This is a genomic window from Pseudomonas wuhanensis (genome assembly GCF_030687395.1).
Lineage (GTDB): Bacteria > Pseudomonadota > Gammaproteobacteria > Pseudomonadales > Pseudomonadaceae > Aquipseudomonas > Aquipseudomonas wuhanensis.
Genome location: NZ_CP117430.1, coordinates 6,171,246 through 6,187,449, shown reverse-complemented (window position 1 = coordinate 6,187,449; position 16,204 = coordinate 6,171,246). Strand labels below are relative to the sequence as shown.

Genomic DNA, 16,204 nt, shown 5'->3' with positions numbered 1-16,204 from the left:
GCATTTCGGCTGAAAACGGGGGCTTTTCCCGATAAATACTTGGTCCCCCCTGATGCGTTGTAACGCGGCCTACTAGATAATCGCGCGCTACGGGGATCAGCGTTCGTTGGTCCGTTTTGACTTAGGTAGAGACTTGTCCGAGACCTGTTGGGGAATCATTTTGCCCCATAGGAGTCGGAACAATGCTCGCCAACTTGGCAAGAGTCGTTCGCAGGGTCGGTTTTTTTCCACCGCACACCGTGCTGGCGCTTTAACTGGCCGTTGGTTTTTTGATCTGTTTTCGGCGAGGGTTGCTCGTGATTGTTAGTCCCTGTAATGCACCAAAATTGTCTGCCAAACGGTTTCGAAGCGCTCTGGTAGCAGGCTCTGCACTGCTCTGCCTGTTCAGCACCGGCCAACTTTGGGCATTCAATCTGGATGACGTATCGGTCAAGGCAAAAGAGCTGGCCGGGCAAAAATACGAGGCCCCGCGCAGTAACCTGCCGAATGAATTTCGCGAGATGAAATTCGCGGACTATCAAAAAATTCGGTTCCTCACGGAAAAAGCCGAATGGGCGAACCAGAAAACCCCCTTCAAACTGTCGTTCTATCACCAGGGTATGCACTTCGATACGCCGGTGAAAATCAACGAAATCACGGCCAACACCGTCGAAGAGATCAAATACGACCCAAGTCGTTTCGATTTCGGCGACGTGAAGTTCGATCCTAAAGCCACCGAACAGCTGGGTTATGCCGGTTTCCGTGTGCTGTACCCGATCAACAAGGCTGACAAGCAAGACGAAATCATGACCATGCTCGGCGCGAGTTATTTCCGCGTCATCGGCAAGGGGCAGACCTACGGGCTGTCCGCTCGCGGCATGGCCATCGATACCGCGTTGCCGTCCGGCGAAGAGTTCCCGCGCTTCACCGAATTCTGGATTCAACAGCCCAAGCCGGGCGACAAGCATCTGGTGATCTTCGCCCTGCTGGATTCGCCGCGCGCCACCGGTGCCTATCGCCTGACCGTGCGGCCGGGCAGCGACACGGTCGTCGACGTCAAGGCCAAGATGTTCCTGCGTGACAAAGTCACCAAGCTTGGCGTTGCGCCGCTGACCAGCATGTTCCTGTTCGGCGCCAACCAGCCGTCGAAAGTGCTGAACTACCGTCGCGAACTGCACGATTCCAGCGGTCTGTCGATCCATGCCGGCAACGGTGAATGGATCTGGCGCCCACTGAACAACCCGAAACACCTGGCGGTGAGCAACTTCTCGATCGAGAACCCGCGCGGTTTCGGTTTGCTGCAACGTGGCCGTGACTTCAGTCACTACGAAGACCTCGATGACCGCTACGACAAGCGTCCAAGTGCCTGGATCGAACCGAAAGGCGATTGGGGCAAAGGCTCCGTCGATCTGGTAGAGATTCCTACCGCCGACGAAACCAACGACAATATCGTCGCTTTCTGGAGCCCGGAAAAACTGCCTGAGCCTGGTCAGTCCCTGGACGTTGCCTACCGCATGCACTGGACCCTCGACGAAGCCTCCCTGCATTCGCCGGACAGCGCCTGGGTTCAACAGACCCTGCGTTCCACGGGTGACGTCAAGCAGTCGAACCTGATTCGTCAGCCGGACGGCAGCGTGGCCTACCTGGTGGATTTCGAAGGCCCGTCCCTGCAAGTCCTGCCGGAAGATGCTGAAGTGCGCAGCCAGGTGAGTGTTGGCGACAACGCAGAACTGGTCGAGAACAGCGTCCGTTACAACCCTGAAACCAAGGGCTGGCGCCTGACTTTGCGGATGAAGATCAAGGATCCAAGCAAGGCCACCGAAATGCGGGCTGCGCTGGTCAAGAACATCTCGCCTGCCGAGGCGCTCAAGACCGCGGCGCCAGCGTCCACTTCTTCCGTTGCCAAGGCCGACAAGATCGCCGCCCGCCAGCAAGAGAAGAAGGACAAGGAAGCCAAGCAGGCTGAAGGACAAGCCCAGCAAGTCAAGGATACCAAGGACAAGGACAACAAAGACGCCAAGCAGCCTGTCGCTGCCGAAGCGGCCCCTGCCACACCGGAATCGGCACCGACTGAGCAAGTCCTGACCGAGACCTGGAGCTATCAGTTGCCCGCCGATGAGTAATTCACACGTACAGTCACAAACGCTTGCCGAGTACCTGGCGCATTTGCCGATGAGCGACGAGCAGCGAGCGGAACTCGCGGGCTGCAAGTCTTTCAGTGAACTGCACGAACGTCTGTCGTCCTCGACGTTCGACGCGCCGACCGAGGCTGCTCAAGCCTCTGTCGGCCGGCGCCTGACCCTGAACTCTGCCGAAGAACTGGCGGATGCGGAAATGCTGGTGCTCGACGCCAGTGGCCGGGTTTGCCTGAAGGCAACTCCACCGATCCGTCGGACCAAAGTCGTGCCGGAGCCGTGGCGCACCAACATTCTGGTGCGTGGCTGGCGTCGGCTGACCGGTCGCACCAATCCGCCAGCACCGCCCAAAGATGAGAACGTGCTGCCGGCGGCTCGCTGGCGCACCGTCGGTTCGATCCGACGCTACATTCTTCTGGTGCTGATGCTCGGTCAGACGATCGTCGCCGGCTGGTACATGAAAGGCATCATGCCGTACCAGGGCTGGTCGTTCGTCGATCTTGAAGAAGTCCTGCACCAACCTCTGACCCAAACCGCCACGCAAGTGCTGCCATATGCCTTGCAAACCAGCATCCTGATTATGTTCGGGATTCTGTTCTGCTGGGTGTCGGCCGGTTTCTGGACTGCGCTGATGGGCTTCCTCGAGTTGCTCACCGGGCGTGACAAGTACCGCATTTCCGGCGCCAGCGCCGGCAACGAGCCGATCGCCAAGGACGCACGCACCGCACTGGTGATGCCGATCTGCAACGAAGACGTGCCGCGGGTGTTCGCCGGTTTGCGGGCGACCTTCGAATCGGTTGCGGCCTCGGGTAACCTGGATCGCTTCGACTTTTTCGTACTCAGCGACAGTAACGACGCCGACATCTGCGTCGCCGAGCAGCAGGCCTGGCTGGACGTCTGCCGTGAAGCCAAGGGCTTCGGCAAGATTTTCTACCGCCGCCGTCGTCGTCGCGTAAAACGTAAAAGCGGCAACCTCGACGACTTCTGCCGTCGTTGGGGCGGTGACTACAAGTACATGGTCGTGCTCGACGCCGACAGCGTGATGAGCGGCGAATGCCTGAGCAGTCTGGTGCGCCTGATGGAAGCCACGCCGGACGCCGGGATCATCCAGACCGCGCCGCGTGCGTCGGGCATGGACACCCTTTATGCGCGTATGCAGCAGTTCGCCACGCGTGTGTACGGTCCGCTGTTCACTGCCGGTCTGCACTTCTGGCAGTTGGGTGAATCCCACTACTGGGGTCACAACGCGATTATCCGCATGAAGCCGTTCATCGAGCACTGCGCCTTGGCGCCGTTGCCCGGTAAAGGCGCGTTTGCCGGTGCGATTCTGTCCCACGACTTCGTCGAAGCTGCGCTGATGCGCCGTGCCGGCTGGGGCGTGTGGATTGCCTACGACTTGCCGGGCAGCTACGAAGAACTGCCGCCGAATCTGCTGGACGAACTCAAGCGTGACCGTCGCTGGTGCCACGGTAACCTGATGAACTTCCGGCTGTTCCTGGTCAAAGGCATGCACCCGGTGCACCGTGCGGTGTTCCTGACCGGCGTAATGTCGTACCTGTCTGCGCCGTTGTGGTTCTTGTTCCTGGTGTTGTCGACGGCCTTGCTGGCGGTCAACACGTTGATGGAGCCGCAATACTTCCTGGAACCGCGTCAGCTCTATCCGCTGTGGCCACAATGGCAGCCGGACAAGGCAATTGCGTTGTTCTCGACGACCATCGTGCTGCTGTTCCTGCCGAAATTGCTGAGCATCATCCTGATCTGGGCCAAGGGCGCTAAAGAGTTCGGTGGCAAGTTCAAGGTGACGCTGTCGATGCTGCTGGAGATGTTGTTCTCCATGCTGCTGGCGCCGGTGCGGATGATTTTCCACACCCGTTTCGTACTCGCCGCGTTCCTCGGCTGGGCCGCGACCTGGAACTCGCCACAACGTGACGATGACTCCACGCCATGGAGCGAAGCGGTCAAACGCCACGGTCCACAAACCTTGCTGGGCTTTTTCTGGGCGCTGTTGGTGATCTGGCTGAACCCGAGCTTCCTGTGGTGGCTTGTGCCGATTGTCGGTTCGCTGATGCTGTCGATCCCGGTATCGGTGATCTCCAGCCGTGTCGGCCTGGGCCTCAAGTCCCGTGACGAAAGCCTGTTCCTGATCCCTGAGGAATACAATCCGCCACAGGCGTTGCTGGCAACCGACCAGTACACCCACGAAAACCGTTGGCATGCGCTGAACGACGGTTTCGTCCGGGCAGTGGTCGATCCACAGCAGAACGCCTTGGCGTGCGCGCTGGCGACGTCCCGTCACCGTCAGGCCGAGCCGATCGAATGGCTGCGTATCGAGCGGGTTCGCCACGCGATGAAGGTCGGGCCTGCCGGGCTGACCAACAACGAGCGCGTGGCTCTGCTGAGTGATCCGGTGGCACTGGGTCGCTTGCATGAGCAGGTCTGGAACGAAGGCCACGCCGAATGGCTACAAGCCTGGCGCACATCGGTGGATGCCGATCCCCATGCGCCGCTGTTGCCGCTCAAGCCGCTGAGCGTGCAGCCTCAGTTGGCCTAATGAAAAACCCCGCGAAAGCGGGGTTTTTTTGTGGTGATGATCTGACCGAACACAACTTTTGTGTTCAGCGAGGATCCTGTGGGAGCGGGCTTGCCCGCGATGGCATCACCCCGGTTTCAAGCAAACCGGGATACCCGCATCAGCTCAAACCTTGAACCGCCCCACCAGCATCTGCAAATGCGTTCCCAGCCGCGCCAGCTCAACGCTGGAGGCCGCGGTCTCTTCACTGGCGGCCGAAGTCTGCTCGGACACATCACGCACGTTCAGCACGCTGCGGTTGATCTCTTCAGCCACCGCGCTCTGTTGCTCGGCGGCGGCGGCGATCTGCTGGTTCATCGACTGGATTGCCGACACGGTGCGGGTGATGCTTTCCAGCGAGCTGCCCGCGCGGCGGGTCAGTTCGACGCTGCTGTCGGTCAGGCTGCGGCTGTTGTCCATGATGGTCGCGACTTGCTGAGTGCCGGTTTGCAGGCCGACGATCAACTCTTCGATTTCTTCGGTGGACTTCTGGGTACGCTGGGCCAGGCTGCGGACTTCGTCAGCGACCACCGCAAAACCGCGCCCGGCCTCGCCGGCGCGGGCAGCTTCGATGGCGGCGTTGAGCGCCAGCAGGTTGGTTTGCTGGGCCACGGACTTGATCACGTCGAGCACACTGCCGATCTTGTCGCTTTCGCGCTTCAGATCGCCCATGGCGGCAGTGGAGTTACCGACTTCGGTAGCCAGGCGTTCGATCTGGGCGATGGCTTCGCCAACCACCTTGTCACCCTCGCGGGCCTGCTGGTCGGCGGCAACGGCGGCTTCGGACGCTTCCTCGGCGTTACGCGCGACTTCCTGCACCGTGGCAGTCATCTCGTGCATGGCGGTGGCTACCTGATCGGTCTCGACCTTCTGGCTGTTGACCCCGGCGCTGGTTTGCTCGGTCACGGCTGACAGTTCTTCGGCGGCGCTGGCGATTTGGGTCACGCCATCGCTAATGCCACCGATCAGTTCTCGCAGACCCAGGGTCATACTCTGCATGGCGCGCTGTAGCTGACCCAGTTCGTCCTGGCGTTCGGAGGTCAGGTTGTGGGTCAGGTCACCCGCCGCGACACGCTCGGCCACTTTCAGGGTCTGGCTCAGGGGAATGACGATCTGACGGGTGATGGCCCAGGCCGCGAACAAACCAAAGGCTGACGCCAGGACGGTGGCCATCAGCAGCAGATGCTTGGCAGACGAGGCATCGGTGTCGCGCACGACAGTTTGCGAGGCGGTCAGCTTTTTGCTGGTGTCGAGCAGAATATCGCCCTGCGCGCTCATACGTTTGAGCGCGGCGGCACTGGCGACCTGGGAATCGCGGAACTGGCTGACGGCCGCGCGATAGGCTTTAAGCGAGTCGGTCGCCTGTTGCAGGTTGGCGATGTGTTGTTCCGGCAATAGAGACGGCAGGCTTTCGAGGTTCTTCAGAGCGTTGTTGATGGCGTCCAGCGCCGGTTGCTCGGCCTCGGGCTTGCCACTGTAGGTGTAGCCGCGCACCTGGAAGCGTGCCTGCTGGATCAGTTTGCTCAGGTCAATCACGCTGTTGAACTGAGCGACGCTGTCGCCTTGCAACAGGGATTTTTCGACTTCAGCAACCCGGGCCACGGCATTATCGGCAGTGGCTCCCAATTTGCTGCGAGCGTCTTCGCGGGTGGCAGTGGCCTGAGTCATATCAGCGAAGGCGCGTTTGTACTCGCTGACGGCGGCGAGCTGCTGGTCGATCATTGCCACGTCGGCAGGTTGTTCGATCAGCGTGCGGGCGGTTTTCAGGCCGTCATCGAGTTGGCCGAGTAGCCCGTTGACGGCGCCCGGGCCTTGTTCGCCACGGCGCATGTCGTAATCCAGGCGGGCCAGGCGCAGGTCTTTGGTCAGCTCATTGAGGCTGGAAATAAACCCAAGCGTATCGCCACGGCTGATCACACCGCTCAGGCCGGTCCAGCCTGTGAAGGTGATCAACAAAGTCAGAAGCAGCACCAGACCGAAGCCGACACCCAGTTTGCGATTGACGCTTACGTTTCCCAGTTTCTCGGCTAGCCAACGGTACATGCTGCAACTCCCCTCGGACCATTAATCGGTTTTATGGGGACTGTATCGGCAGGCAGACAGGGATCTGTAGGGGAGTAAGCACTTGTGGCGAGGGAGCTTGCTCCCGCTTGGGCGCGAAGCGGCCACCGCTTTTTTCCAGCAAGACCGCATTCACTGGTTTTACGACTGCTTCGCAGCCGAGCGGGAGCAAGCTCCCTCGCCACAGGGTAAGTGTCTGGGGTTAGAACAGGCGTGCGAGCAGTGCGGTGACGGCGGTTTCGACCCGCAGGATGCGCTCGCCCAGTTGCACCGGTTGCAGGCCGGCCTTGCCCAGCAAGTCGATTTCGTAGGGAATCCAGCCGCCTTCGGGGCCGATGGCCAGGGTCACGGGTTCGTTCAGGCCACGGGGGCAGGGCGGGTAGTTACCGGGATGACCGACCAGACCGAGAGTGCCTTCGGTAATGGCCGGCAGACGGTCTTCCACAAAGGGCTTGAAGCGCTTCTCGATGACGACCTCCGGCAGCACGCTGTCCCGGGCCTGTTCAAGCCCCAGGATCAATTGCTCGCGAATCGCCTCGGGCTCCAGGAACGGGGTTTGCCAGAAGCTCTTCTCGACGCGATAGCTGTTCACCAGCACGATGCGCGGCACACCCATGGCCGCCACGGTCTGAAACACCCGACGGAGCATTTTCGGTCGCGGCAGGGCCAACACCAAAGTCAGTGGCAGCTTGGCCGGTGGCGGCTGGTCGAGGGTGACGCGCAACTCGGCTTCGTCGGCGTCCAGACGCAGTACTTCGGCGGCCCCCATCAGCCCGCCGATACGCCCGACGCGCATGCTGTCACCCACTTCACAGCGGTGGACTTCCTGCATATGAGTCAACCTCCGATCGCGCAGGATCGCCCGGTCGGCCGCAATGAAGTCGGCCTCTTCGAGGAGCAGCAGGTTCACGCTTTGGTCGCTGGCGGCTGGTCGTTGTGATCGTCAGCCGGCTGGTCGTCCGGATGTTCGCCGCGCTTGCTGATCAGGCCGCCGAAAAGGATGCCGATCTCGAACAGCAGCCACATCGGCACCGCCAACAGCGTCTGCGAGAAGATGTCCGGCGGCGTCAGGATCATGCCGACCACGAAGCAGCCGATGATCACGTACGGGCGGATTTTCTTCAGGTAGGCGACGTTGACCACGCCGATCCATACCAGCAGCACCACGGCCACCGGGATCTCGAACGCCACGCCGAAGGCGAAGAACAGCGTCATGACGAAGTCGAGGTAGCTGCTGATGTCGGTCATCATTTCCACGCCGGCCGGGGTGGCGGCGGCGAAAAATTTGAAAATCAGCGGGAACACCAGGTAATAGGCGAACGCCATGCCGGCGTAGAACAGCATGATGCTGGACACCAGCAACGGCACCGCGATGCGCTTTTCATGCTTGTACAGGCCCGGCGCGATGAAGCCCCAGATCTGATGCAGGATCACCGGGATCGCCAGGAACAGCGACACCATCATGGTCAGCTTCAGCGGCGTCAGGAACGGCGACGACACGTCGGTGGCGATCATCGTCGCGCCGGCCGGCAGGTACTGGCGCAGCGGCGTGGAGACGAAGGTGTAGATCTGCTGGGTGAAGGCGAACAGCCCGGCAAAGATAATGAAAATCGCCGCTACACAGCGCAGCAGGCGGGTGCGCAACTCGGTGAGGTGCGAAACCAGCGGCATGTGCTGGTCGTTTTCGGGGAGATCGCTCATGAGGCTCGCGGCGGCAAAGTGGTGTCGTGAGGCGCCGGTGTTGTCGGCGCGGCGGCAGGAGCAACAGGTTCTACTGGAGTAGCAGGTTCAGCGACTGCAACCACCGGCGTAGCGTCAGTCGCTGGCGCATGAATCGTCTGCGTCGCTACTGGTTCCACTGGCGTCGGCTCCTGCTGAGTCGGCGTGAAAATCTTCCGCGCCTCCTGCTCCAGGGACAGAATGTGCTCGTTGTGCAGTTGCCGGCGAATCTCGTCGGCACCGATTTCACGTTCAACTTCCTGTTTGATCGCGTTGAAGCTGCGCTTGAGCCGCCCGACCCACAGGCCGGCGGTGCGCGCAGCGCCCGGCAGACGCTCGGGGCCCAGCACCAGCAGGGCGACGAGGCCGACGAGCAGCAGTTCAGAGAAGCTGATACCAAACATTAGTCAGTGCTCACACGTCTTTGCGGATCGGCTCTTCGACTTTTTGCGCCTGCACGTCGATGGTGTGCGGCGGGTTCACGGACTGTGTGGTCTGTGGCTGAACAGGTGGAACCGGTTGGGCCGGGGTCGCTGTCGGGTCGGCCGGTTTCTCGTCGTCGTTCATGGCTTTACGAAAGCCCTTGATCGACTCGCCCACGTCAGTGCCGAGGTTTTTCAGTTTCTTGGTGCCGAACACCAGCACCACGACAACCAGGATGACGACCCAGTGTTTCCAGTCAAAAATGCCCATGTTGCGTTCCTCTCTAATAGTTGTTCAGGCGGACGGGCGAGAGGCTTTCTCGGCGTGTCCGGACAGACCGAAACGACGGTCCAGTTCATCGAGCACAGCCTGTGGATGCTGCCCCAGCTGGGCGAGCATGACCATGCTGTGGAACCACAAATCGGCGGTCTCGTAGATCACATCGCTGCAGTCACCGCTGATGGCGGCATCCTTGGCGGCAATGATGGTTTCGACCGACTCTTCGCCGACTTTTTCCAGAATCTTGTTCAAGCCCTTGTGGTACAGGCTGGCGACATACGAGCTGTCGGCAGCGGCGCCTTTGCGCTCTTCCAGCACCTGGGCCAGACGGGTCAGGGTGTCACTCATGTGTGTGTCCTGCGCAGTAGATGGCGTGCGGGTCTTTGAGAACCGGGTCGACGGTTTTCCAGTCGCCGTTCTCGAAGACACGGTAGAAGCAGCTCTGACGGCCGGTATGGCAGGCGATGTCGCCGATCTGCTCGACCATCAAGATGATCACGTCAGCGTCACAGTCCAGGCGCATCTCATGCAGGGTTTGCACGTGGCCGGACTCTTCGCCCTTGCGCCACAGCTTGCCACGGGAACGTGACCAGTAAATGGCACGGTTCTCGGTGATGGTCAATTGCAGTGCTTCACGGTTCATCCAGGCCATCATCAGGACGCGTCCGGTCTTGTGATCCTGGGCAATCGCCGGTACCAGGCCATCGGCGTCCCACTTGATCTCGTCCAGCCAGTTTTTCATCTTCGACTCCGACAGCGGGCTCTACTTCAATAGTTGAGGCCAATGTTCAAATTCAGCGTTCAAACAGTGTGCCAGTCGATGATCCAACTGGCTATCGGCGAACGACCAGATACAAGCCGACCGCCACCATGATTCCGGCGGGCCAGTGCCCCAGTTCGTTCAACGGGCCACCGGCGGCGAGTATCGTACCCCCGGCCAAATGAGCGGTGCCAAGCAGACGCAGGAACCAGTCGTCCTTGCGCTTGTGCCATGGGGGCTGCGGGTCGTTGGCGTGGGGCTGGGACATGCGCTCGAGCAGATCGCGGGCCATGTTGGCCAGATGCGGGATCTGCTCGAATTGGCTCTGCACGTTGCCGATCAAGGCTTTCGGGCTGACGCGCTCGCGCATCCAGCGTTCGAGGAACGGCTGGGCGGTGTTCCACAGATCGAGGTCCGGGTACAACTGCCGACCCAGGCCCTCGATGTTCAACAGGGTTTTTTGCAGCAACACCAACTGCGGCTGCACTTCCATGTTGAAGCGTCGAGCGGTCTGGAACAGACGCATCAGCACCTGACCGAAGGAAATATCTTTTAACGGTTTTTCGAAGATCGGCTCGCACACCGTGCGGATCGCCGCTTCAAATTCGTTGAGTTTGGTTTCCGCCGGCACCCAGCCTGAATCGATGTGCAACTGCGCGACACGACGATAATCACGTTTGAAGAACGCGAACAGGTTGCGCGCCAGATAGTCCTGGTCTTCCGGAGTCAGGCTGCCGACGATGCCGCAGTCGATCGCAATGTACTGCGGGCTCCACGGTTGCACGGTGCTGACGAAGATGTTGCCGGGGTGCATGTCGGCGTGGAAGAAGCTGTCGCGGAACACCTGGGTGAAGAAAATCTCCACGCCGCGTTCGGCGAGCATTTTCATGTCGGTGCGCTGGTCGGCCAGGGTCGCAAGGTCGGTGACCTGAATCCCGTAGATGCGCTCCATCACCAGCACTTTCGGCCGGCACCAGTCCCAATAGACTTGCGGCACATAGAGCAGCGGCGAACCTTCGAAGTTGCGCTTCAGCTGGCTGGCGTTAGCCGCCTCGCGCAGCAGGTCGAGTTCGTCGTAGATGGTTTTTTCGTAGTCGCTGACCACGTCCACCGGGTGCAGCAAGCGAGCGTCGGCCGAGAGTTTTTCCGCGGCGCGGGCGAGAATGAACAGCCACGCCAGGTCCTGGGCAATGATCGGTTTCAGGCCCGGGCGGATCACTTTGACGACGACTTCTTCACCTGTTTTCAGCTGCGCGGCATGCACTTGCGCCACCGAGGCCGAGGCCAGCGGTTCGACGTCAAAACGACTGAAGACTTCACTGATTTTTTTGCCGAGCTGTTCTTCGATCAGTCGGACCGACACCTGCGAGTCGAACGGCGGTACGCGGTCCTGCAACTTCATCAGTTCATCGGCGATGTCTTCGGGCAGCAGGTCGCGGCGCGTCGAAAGAATCTGGCCGAACTTGATGAAAATCGGCCCCAGGTCCTGCAATGCCAGGCGCAGTCGCGCGCCACGGCTCAGGTCCAGCGTCTTGCGCGGGAACCAGCGCCACGGCAAGGCGTAGCGCATCGCCAGCAAAAACCAGGGCAGTGGCAGGGCGAACAGCAAGTCATCGAGGCGGTAGCGGATCACGACGCGCTGGATGCGCAACAAACGGCGGACGGCAAGCAGCTTCATGCGTTATCGCTTGGGTCGAGGGATCGGGAAAGGCGCTCGAAACGCGCCTCGAGTCGTTCCAGATCGAGCTTGATCTGGTCCAGTTCATTAAAACGGGCGTCAGCTTCGTGCTGACCGACGAGGGCGCGCGATTCTTCGGCCAGGTATTCGCCCAGGTTCTGGTTCAGGCTGGCGAACCCTTGCTGATACCAGCGTGCGCGGCTGCGCAGGTGACCGCCGACCAGTTGCGTGGTCACAGGTCCCAGCCAGTGTGAGAGTTCGTACTCCCAGTCCAGTTCGAGGTCCTGAAGGATCGCCGCCAGTTCCAGCAGCACGCCGCTATCGCCGTCGAGTTCGACTTGTGGGGCATGCAGGACCGAAGTCTTGTCCTTGCTCGTCGCCAGTTTCAGCAGGCTTGAGGCCGGTGCACGCAAGGTGCAGTCGGCGCCGGTTTCCCACTGGGAGGCGAGCATCAGGCCTTCATCGCTGGGCAGGATGAACACTTGCAGCGCCGGGCTGCGGCAGTCGACGGCAATCACCTTGCCACTCAAATGCGCCAGCCGCGGCAGCGCCGTGCTGTCGAGACGCAGCACCCGGTTCAGACCAAGCTCAACGCTGGCGAGCAGGCCGGCCAGCAACATCAGGGCTTGATGCCGCGGTGCAGGGCGACGATGCCTGCGGTCATGTTGTGATAGGTCACGCGGTCAAAACCGGCCTCGACCATCATCGACTTCAGGGTTTCCTGATTCGGGTGCATGCGGATCGATTCGGCCAGGTAGCGATAGCTTTCCGAATCATTGGTGATCAACTTACCCATCAACGGCATGAAGGCGAACGAATAGGCGTCGTAGGCTTTGGACATCAGCGCGTTGGTCGGCTTGGAGAACTCCAGTACCAGCAAACGGCCGCCCGGTTTCAGCACACGCAGCATCGAGCGCAGGGCGTCTTCTTTATGCGTCACGTTGCGCAGACCGAAAGCGATGGTCACGCAATCGAAATGGTTGTCCGGAAACGGCAGCTTTTCAGCATCGGCCTGGACGAATTCGACGTTGCCGGACACACCCAGGTCCAGCAGGCGGTCACGACCGACCTTGAGCATGGATTCGTTGATGTCGGCCAACACTACCTGACCGGTAGGTCCTACAAGGTGCGAGAACTTGCGGGTCAGGTCTCCAGTGCCGCCGGCGATGTCCAGCACGCGGTTACCGGTACGCACGCCCGACAGCTCGATCGCGAAACGCTTCCACAGACGGTGCATGCCGCCCGACAGGAGGTCGTTCATCAGGTCGTACTTGGCGGCTACCGAGTGGAAAACTTCAGCGACTTTTTCCGCTTTCTGGCTTTCCGGAACGTTTTTGAAGCCGAAGTGAGTGGTGGGTTCGGCATCGCTGCCTTTGCGCTGATCAGTCATATCGCTGTCACCAAAAGAGAATGCGGGACATTCTAATCCCGGTGGCCTGCTTTGTCTTGGCAAGGCTGAAGGTAAGATAGGCAACTACCGGGACGTTTTGACGCATGCAGGGTCAAGATGTCTTGAGCAAGTCACGATAAAGCAGGAGTCATTCGATGGCCCGTATTAGTGTTGAGCGTGCCCACGGCCTGGGTAAGGAAGCGGCCCGCGAGAAGGCCGACAAGTTGGCGCAGAAACTGTCCGAACAATATGGCCTGGAGCCGCAGTGGTCCGGCGATACCTTGAACCTCAAGCGTTCCGGTGTGAAAGGCGCGGTGCATGTGGGCGAAGACTCGATCAAGGTCGATGTCGAGCTGGGCCTGTTGATGTCCGCCATGAGCGGCACCATCAAATCGGAAATCGAAAGGGCTCTGGATAAAGCACTGGCCTGATCCATTTCTTTCTGTGGAATGAGAACCCTGTGGGAGCGGGCTTGCCCGCGAAGACGATATTCCTGCCGCAGGAGATATTGCGGATGTACAGGCCTCTTCGCGGGCAAGCCCGCTCCCACAGGTTCGGCGGCGTACCTACTTGTTTATGTCAGTTGTTAGGGTGCCGTTTCTAATTATTCTCACTACTTTGTGCCTGAGCCCGACTCTCTGCGGGCAGTTCCTCGACCCTTCTGCGCGTGAGGTGCACCATGGCCAAAGTTATTTTGAAGAAAAAAGTCGACGTTGAAACTAACGCCCTGGGCGACGTCAAATCGTATGCCCGCAAGATCTGGCTCGCTGGTCTGGGTGCTTACACCAAGGTCGGCCAAGAGGGTAGCGAGTACGTTCAAGAGCTGATCAAGGCTGGTCAAGCTGTTGAAAAGAAAGGTAAAAAAGTCGTCACTGAAAAACTTGAAGCGGCCAATGCCGAGATCGATGAAGCCAAGAGTGAAGTGAGCACTTTCAAAGGCAAAGTCGAACTTCAACTCGACAAAGTCGAAAGGGCTTTCGATACACGTATCGCAAGTGCCTTGAATCGTATCGGCATTCCGTCTAAACATGACGTTGAGACACTCTCTGCTAAGCTCGATGAGCTGACGGCATTGCTCGAACGTGTCGCGCGTAAATCTTAAGGAGAACGGGATGGCTGGTAAAAAGAATACTGAAAAAGAAGGCAGCTCGTGGATCGGGAAGGTCGAAGACTACTCCCGCAAGATCTGGCTGGCTGGTTTAGGCGTGTACTCGAAGATTGACACTGACGGCAGCAAGCTCTTCGATGCATTGGTCAAGGACGGCGAGAAAGCCGAGAAGCTCACCAAGAGCGCTGTCGGCAAAAAAGTCGATGCCGCCAAGGACTCCGCTTCGTCGGCCAAGTCGCGCATCAGCGGCGTGAAAGATCGCGCACTGGGCAAATGGGATGAGCTGGAAGGGGCTTTCGACAAGCGTCTGAACAGCGCTATTTCGCGCCTGGGTGTACCGAGCCGCAATGAGGTCAAGGCACTGCACAGCAAGGTCGATACCCTGACCAAGCAAATCGAAAAACTCACCGGTGCCAAGGTTGCGCCTGTTGCGGCGAAAACCGCGGCAGCCAAACCAGCGGCCAAACCAGCAGCCAAAAGCGTAGCCAAACCATTGGCCAAGGCTGCCGCTAAACCGGCAACCAAAACTGCCGCGGCGAAACCTGCAGCCAAAGCAGCCGTAAAACCTGCCGCAAAACCAGCCGCAAAACCGGCGGCCAAACCTGCAGCTAAAACCGCAGCAGCCAAACCCGCTGCAGCGAAGAAGCCAGCAGTGAAAAAACCGGCCGCCCCGAAAGTGGCTGCACCGAAACCAGCAGCGGCTGCCGCCAAGCCGGTAACCCCGGTCAGCACGGCGAACTCCGCCACTGCACCGACCCCTGCTGTAACCCCGACTGCCGCGCCGGCTCCATCGACGCCAACCAGTCAGTCCTGATGATCGTTCCCACGCTCCGCGTGGGAATGCCTCACCGGACGCTCCGCGTCCATTGCGGCAGTGACGCAGAGCGTCACCGGCTGCATTCCCACGCGGAGCATGGGAACGATCACGCCCGGCCTGCGAAGGTCGGGCGTTTTTGTTTGTGCATGGATTCTAGAAAACACCACAAATCCAATGTGGGAGCAACTGTCTTGATGTCTTTTATTTTGAAGTTTGATCAAAGGGCAGCCGAACTTCCACAGTCTCAAACCATGTGATTTCCCAAATGAGCAAGCAGTCTGTTTAGGCTGCCTGCTCTCTCCACTCAGTTTGGTCACGGATCATCGCGTTCAGCCTTATCAACAACACCCGCATGCAGGCGATCAGCGCCACTTTCGCGCATTTACCTCTCAGGCGAAGCGCGTCATATCGGGCTTTGAACTCGGGTTGTCGCAAAATCACAGCCCAACTGGCCATGTACATCGCACGTCGCACGGCAAATCGGCCACCGCTTATATGACGAGGCCCTTCGTGGTTGCCGCTGTCGTCGTTGTAAGGGGCGATCCCTGCCAGTGCTGCGATCTCGTGCCGTCCAACCTCTCCCAGCTCAGGCAGGTAGGCCATGATGCTGGCTGCGGTCACGAGCCCTAGTCCCTTAACCGAGCGCAAGCGGGCAATTTTTTCACTGTCCAGGTCTTTGGCGCTTTGGCAGATCAGCTGTTCTATCGACTTTATTGCCTGATCTAAATAGTCGATATGGCTTTGCAACAAGGGTTTTATCGAGTCGACAGAAGCCGTTTTGATACGCCGCCTGTCGTCACTTTGCTGCTGAACAAAGTTTTCGCGTTGCTGTACCAGCGCACGCAAATTGTCCTGTTCGGCGCTGGTGATACGGCTATCGGCGTCCTTTATAATCGTTGCAAATTCGGCGAGAAGCCGCGCATCTATCGCGTCTGTTTTAGCGCGATAACCCATTGCCTTGGCAAAATCTTTCGCCCGACGAGGATTGATTCGTAAGACGTCAAAGCCGCCCCTTTGAAGCACCTTCATGGGCCCCCGCTCGGCCACCGGTGGCTTCCAGTAACACGCGGGTGACTTCGAAGCCTTTTAACCAATCAATCAGCACCGGGAAACCACTGGCGCTGTTCGGAAAACTCGCACCAATGCCTTGCGAATTAATCCAGACTTCCAGACTGTCTTTGGAAACATCAATGCCTGCGCAGGAAAACATGGCTAAACCCTCTTACACTCATAAATGAGAGCGCTCTGGTTGGGCTCCACGCTTGTAATGTTCGAGGTCGGCTCGT

15 protein-coding genes and 2 pseudogenes are annotated in these 16,204 nt (G+C 59.6%); 5 read left to right on the top strand and 12 right to left on the bottom strand.

Annotated elements, in window-relative coordinates; translation table 11 throughout:
* Positions 1–296: 296 nt before the first annotated feature.
* Both PSH88_RS28475 and mdoH read left to right on the top strand, forming a co-directional pair.
* Positions 297–2,102 carry a glucan biosynthesis protein G gene (locus tag PSH88_RS28475; RefSeq protein ID WP_305424082.1) on the top strand — a complete coding sequence of 602 codons (1,806 nt, stop codon included), beginning with the start codon at positions 297–299 and terminating at the stop codon, positions 2,100–2,102.
* Positions 2,095–4,665, top strand: a complete 2,571-nt coding sequence (gene mdoH, locus PSH88_RS28470) for a glucans biosynthesis glucosyltransferase MdoH (RefSeq protein ID WP_305424081.1) — start codon at positions 2,095–2,097, stop codon at positions 4,663–4,665. The genes PSH88_RS28475 and mdoH overlap by 8 nt, the downstream gene beginning before the upstream one ends.
* 144 nt (positions 4,666–4,809) lie before the next feature.
* Here mdoH and PSH88_RS30645 read toward each other — a convergent pair whose 3' ends face one another.
* From PSH88_RS30645 to ubiE, 11 genes and pseudogenes are all read right to left on the bottom strand, one after another.
* Positions 4,810–5,514 (bottom strand): methyl-accepting chemotaxis protein, encoded by a 705-nt coding sequence (locus tag PSH88_RS30645; RefSeq protein ID WP_370694725.1) that lies wholly within the window; start codon positions 5,512–5,514, stop codon positions 4,810–4,812.
* Between the two features lie 201 nt (positions 5,515–5,715).
* A pseudogene (locus tag PSH88_RS30640) lies at positions 5,716–6,726 on the bottom strand (methyl-accepting chemotaxis protein); the annotation flags it as partial.
* A gap of 220 nt (positions 6,727–6,946) precedes the next feature.
* Positions 6,947–7,654 (bottom strand): 16S rRNA (uracil(1498)-N(3))-methyltransferase, encoded by a 708-nt coding sequence (locus PSH88_RS28460; RefSeq protein WP_305424078.1) that lies wholly within the window; start codon positions 7,652–7,654, stop codon positions 6,947–6,949.
* Positions 7,651–8,445, bottom strand: coding sequence for a twin-arginine translocase subunit TatC (gene tatC, locus PSH88_RS28455; RefSeq protein ID WP_305424076.1), 795 nt, complete (start codon positions 8,443–8,445; stop codon positions 7,651–7,653). The genes PSH88_RS28460 and tatC overlap by 4 nt, the downstream gene beginning before the upstream one ends.
* Positions 8,442–8,867 (bottom strand): Sec-independent protein translocase protein TatB, encoded by a 426-nt coding sequence (gene tatB, locus PSH88_RS28450; protein ID WP_305424074.1) that lies wholly within the window; start codon positions 8,865–8,867, stop codon positions 8,442–8,444. Before tatB ends, tatC begins: the two co-directional genes overlap by 4 nt.
* Positions 8,868–8,877: 10 nt before the next feature.
* On the bottom strand, positions 8,878–9,156 hold the full coding sequence (locus tag PSH88_RS28445; RefSeq protein ID WP_007899280.1) for a twin-arginine translocase TatA/TatE family subunit: 279 nt from the start codon (positions 9,154–9,156) through the stop codon (positions 8,878–8,880).
* A gap of 24 nt (positions 9,157–9,180) precedes the next feature.
* Positions 9,181–9,513 (bottom strand): phosphoribosyl-ATP diphosphatase, encoded by a 333-nt coding sequence (locus PSH88_RS28440; protein WP_007899279.1) that lies wholly within the window; start codon positions 9,511–9,513, stop codon positions 9,181–9,183.
* Entirely contained in the window at positions 9,506–9,907 is a 402-nt protein-coding gene (hisI, locus tag PSH88_RS28435; protein WP_305424073.1) for a phosphoribosyl-AMP cyclohydrolase, read from the bottom strand. The genes PSH88_RS28440 and hisI overlap by 8 nt, the downstream gene beginning before the upstream one ends.
* 91 nt (positions 9,908–9,998) lie before the next feature.
* Positions 9,999–11,603 carry a ubiquinone biosynthesis regulatory protein kinase UbiB gene (gene ubiB, locus PSH88_RS28430; RefSeq protein WP_305483429.1) on the bottom strand — a complete coding sequence of 535 codons (1,605 nt, stop codon included), beginning with the start codon at positions 11,601–11,603 and terminating at the stop codon, positions 9,999–10,001.
* The gene (locus PSH88_RS28425; protein WP_305424071.1) at positions 11,600–12,223 is read right to left on the bottom strand and encodes a ubiquinone biosynthesis accessory factor UbiJ; all 624 of its coding nucleotides are present in this window, start codon (positions 12,221–12,223) and stop codon (positions 11,600–11,602) included. The genes ubiB and PSH88_RS28425 overlap by 4 nt, the downstream gene beginning before the upstream one ends.
* On the bottom strand, positions 12,223–12,993 hold the full coding sequence (gene ubiE / locus PSH88_RS28420) for a bifunctional demethylmenaquinone methyltransferase/2-methoxy-6-polyprenyl-1,4-benzoquinol methylase UbiE (protein ID WP_008005057.1): 771 nt from the start codon (positions 12,991–12,993) through the stop codon (positions 12,223–12,225). The genes PSH88_RS28425 and ubiE overlap by 1 nt, the downstream gene beginning before the upstream one ends.
* Before the next feature lie 155 nt (positions 12,994–13,148).
* Here ubiE and PSH88_RS28415 point away from each other — a divergent pair, with 155 nt between their 5' ends.
* From PSH88_RS28415 to PSH88_RS28405, 3 genes are all read left to right on the top strand, one after another.
* The gene (locus PSH88_RS28415) at positions 13,149–13,424 is read left to right on the top strand and encodes a polyhydroxyalkanoic acid system family protein (protein WP_305424070.1); all 276 of its coding nucleotides are present in this window, start codon (positions 13,149–13,151) and stop codon (positions 13,422–13,424) included.
* A gap of 248 nt (positions 13,425–13,672) precedes the next feature.
* On the top strand, positions 13,673–14,095 hold the full coding sequence (locus tag PSH88_RS28410) for a phasin family protein (RefSeq protein ID WP_007899266.1): 423 nt from the start codon (positions 13,673–13,675) through the stop codon (positions 14,093–14,095).
* A 10-nt stretch (positions 14,096–14,105) separates the two neighbouring features.
* The gene (locus PSH88_RS28405) at positions 14,106–14,915 is read left to right on the top strand and encodes a phasin family protein (RefSeq protein WP_305424069.1); all 810 of its coding nucleotides are present in this window, start codon (positions 14,106–14,108) and stop codon (positions 14,913–14,915) included.
* A 285-nt stretch (positions 14,916–15,200) separates the two neighbouring features.
* Here PSH88_RS28405 and PSH88_RS28400 read toward each other — a convergent pair.
* A pseudogene (locus PSH88_RS28400) lies at positions 15,201–16,128 on the bottom strand (IS110 family transposase).
* Between the last annotated feature and the right edge of the window lie 76 nt (positions 16,129–16,204).

Coding starts and splice junctions, on each gene's coding strand:
- PSH88_RS28425 (WP_305424071.1), bottom strand. CDS start 12,223: ATGTTGCTGGCCGGCCTGCTCGCCAGCGTTGAGCTTGGTCTGAACCGG.
- PSH88_RS28410 (WP_007899266.1), top strand. CDS start 13,673: ATGGCCAAAGTTATTTTGAAGAAAAAAGTCGACGTTGAAACTAACGCC.
- PSH88_RS28415 (WP_305424070.1), top strand. CDS start 13,149: ATGGCCCGTATTAGTGTTGAGCGTGCCCACGGCCTGGGTAAGGAAGCG.
- mdoH (WP_305424081.1), top strand. CDS start 2,095: ATGAGTAATTCACACGTACAGTCACAAACGCTTGCCGAGTACCTGGCG.
- tatB (WP_305424074.1), bottom strand. CDS start 8,867: ATGTTTGGTATCAGCTTCTCTGAACTGCTGCTCGTCGGCCTCGTCGCC.
- tatC (WP_305424076.1), bottom strand. CDS start 8,445: ATGAGCGATCTCCCCGAAAACGACCAGCACATGCCGCTGGTTTCGCAC.
- PSH88_RS28405 (WP_305424069.1), top strand. CDS start 14,106: ATGGCTGGTAAAAAGAATACTGAAAAAGAAGGCAGCTCGTGGATCGGG.
- ubiE (WP_008005057.1), bottom strand. CDS start 12,993: ATGACTGATCAGCGCAAAGGCAGCGATGCCGAACCCACCACTCACTTC.
- hisI (WP_305424073.1), bottom strand. CDS start 9,907: ATGAAAAACTGGCTGGACGAGATCAAGTGGGACGCCGATGGCCTGGTA.
- PSH88_RS28440 (WP_007899279.1), bottom strand. CDS start 9,513: ATGAGTGACACCCTGACCCGTCTGGCCCAGGTGCTGGAAGAGCGCAAA.
- ubiB (WP_305483429.1), bottom strand. CDS start 11,603: ATGAAGCTGCTTGCCGTCCGCCGTTTGTTGCGCATCCAGCGCGTCGTG.
- PSH88_RS28445 (WP_007899280.1), bottom strand. CDS start 9,156: ATGGGCATTTTTGACTGGAAACACTGGGTCGTCATCCTGGTTGTCGTG.
- PSH88_RS30645 (WP_370694725.1), bottom strand. CDS start 5,514: ATGACTGCCACGGTGCAGGAAGTCGCGCGTAACGCCGAGGAAGCGTCC.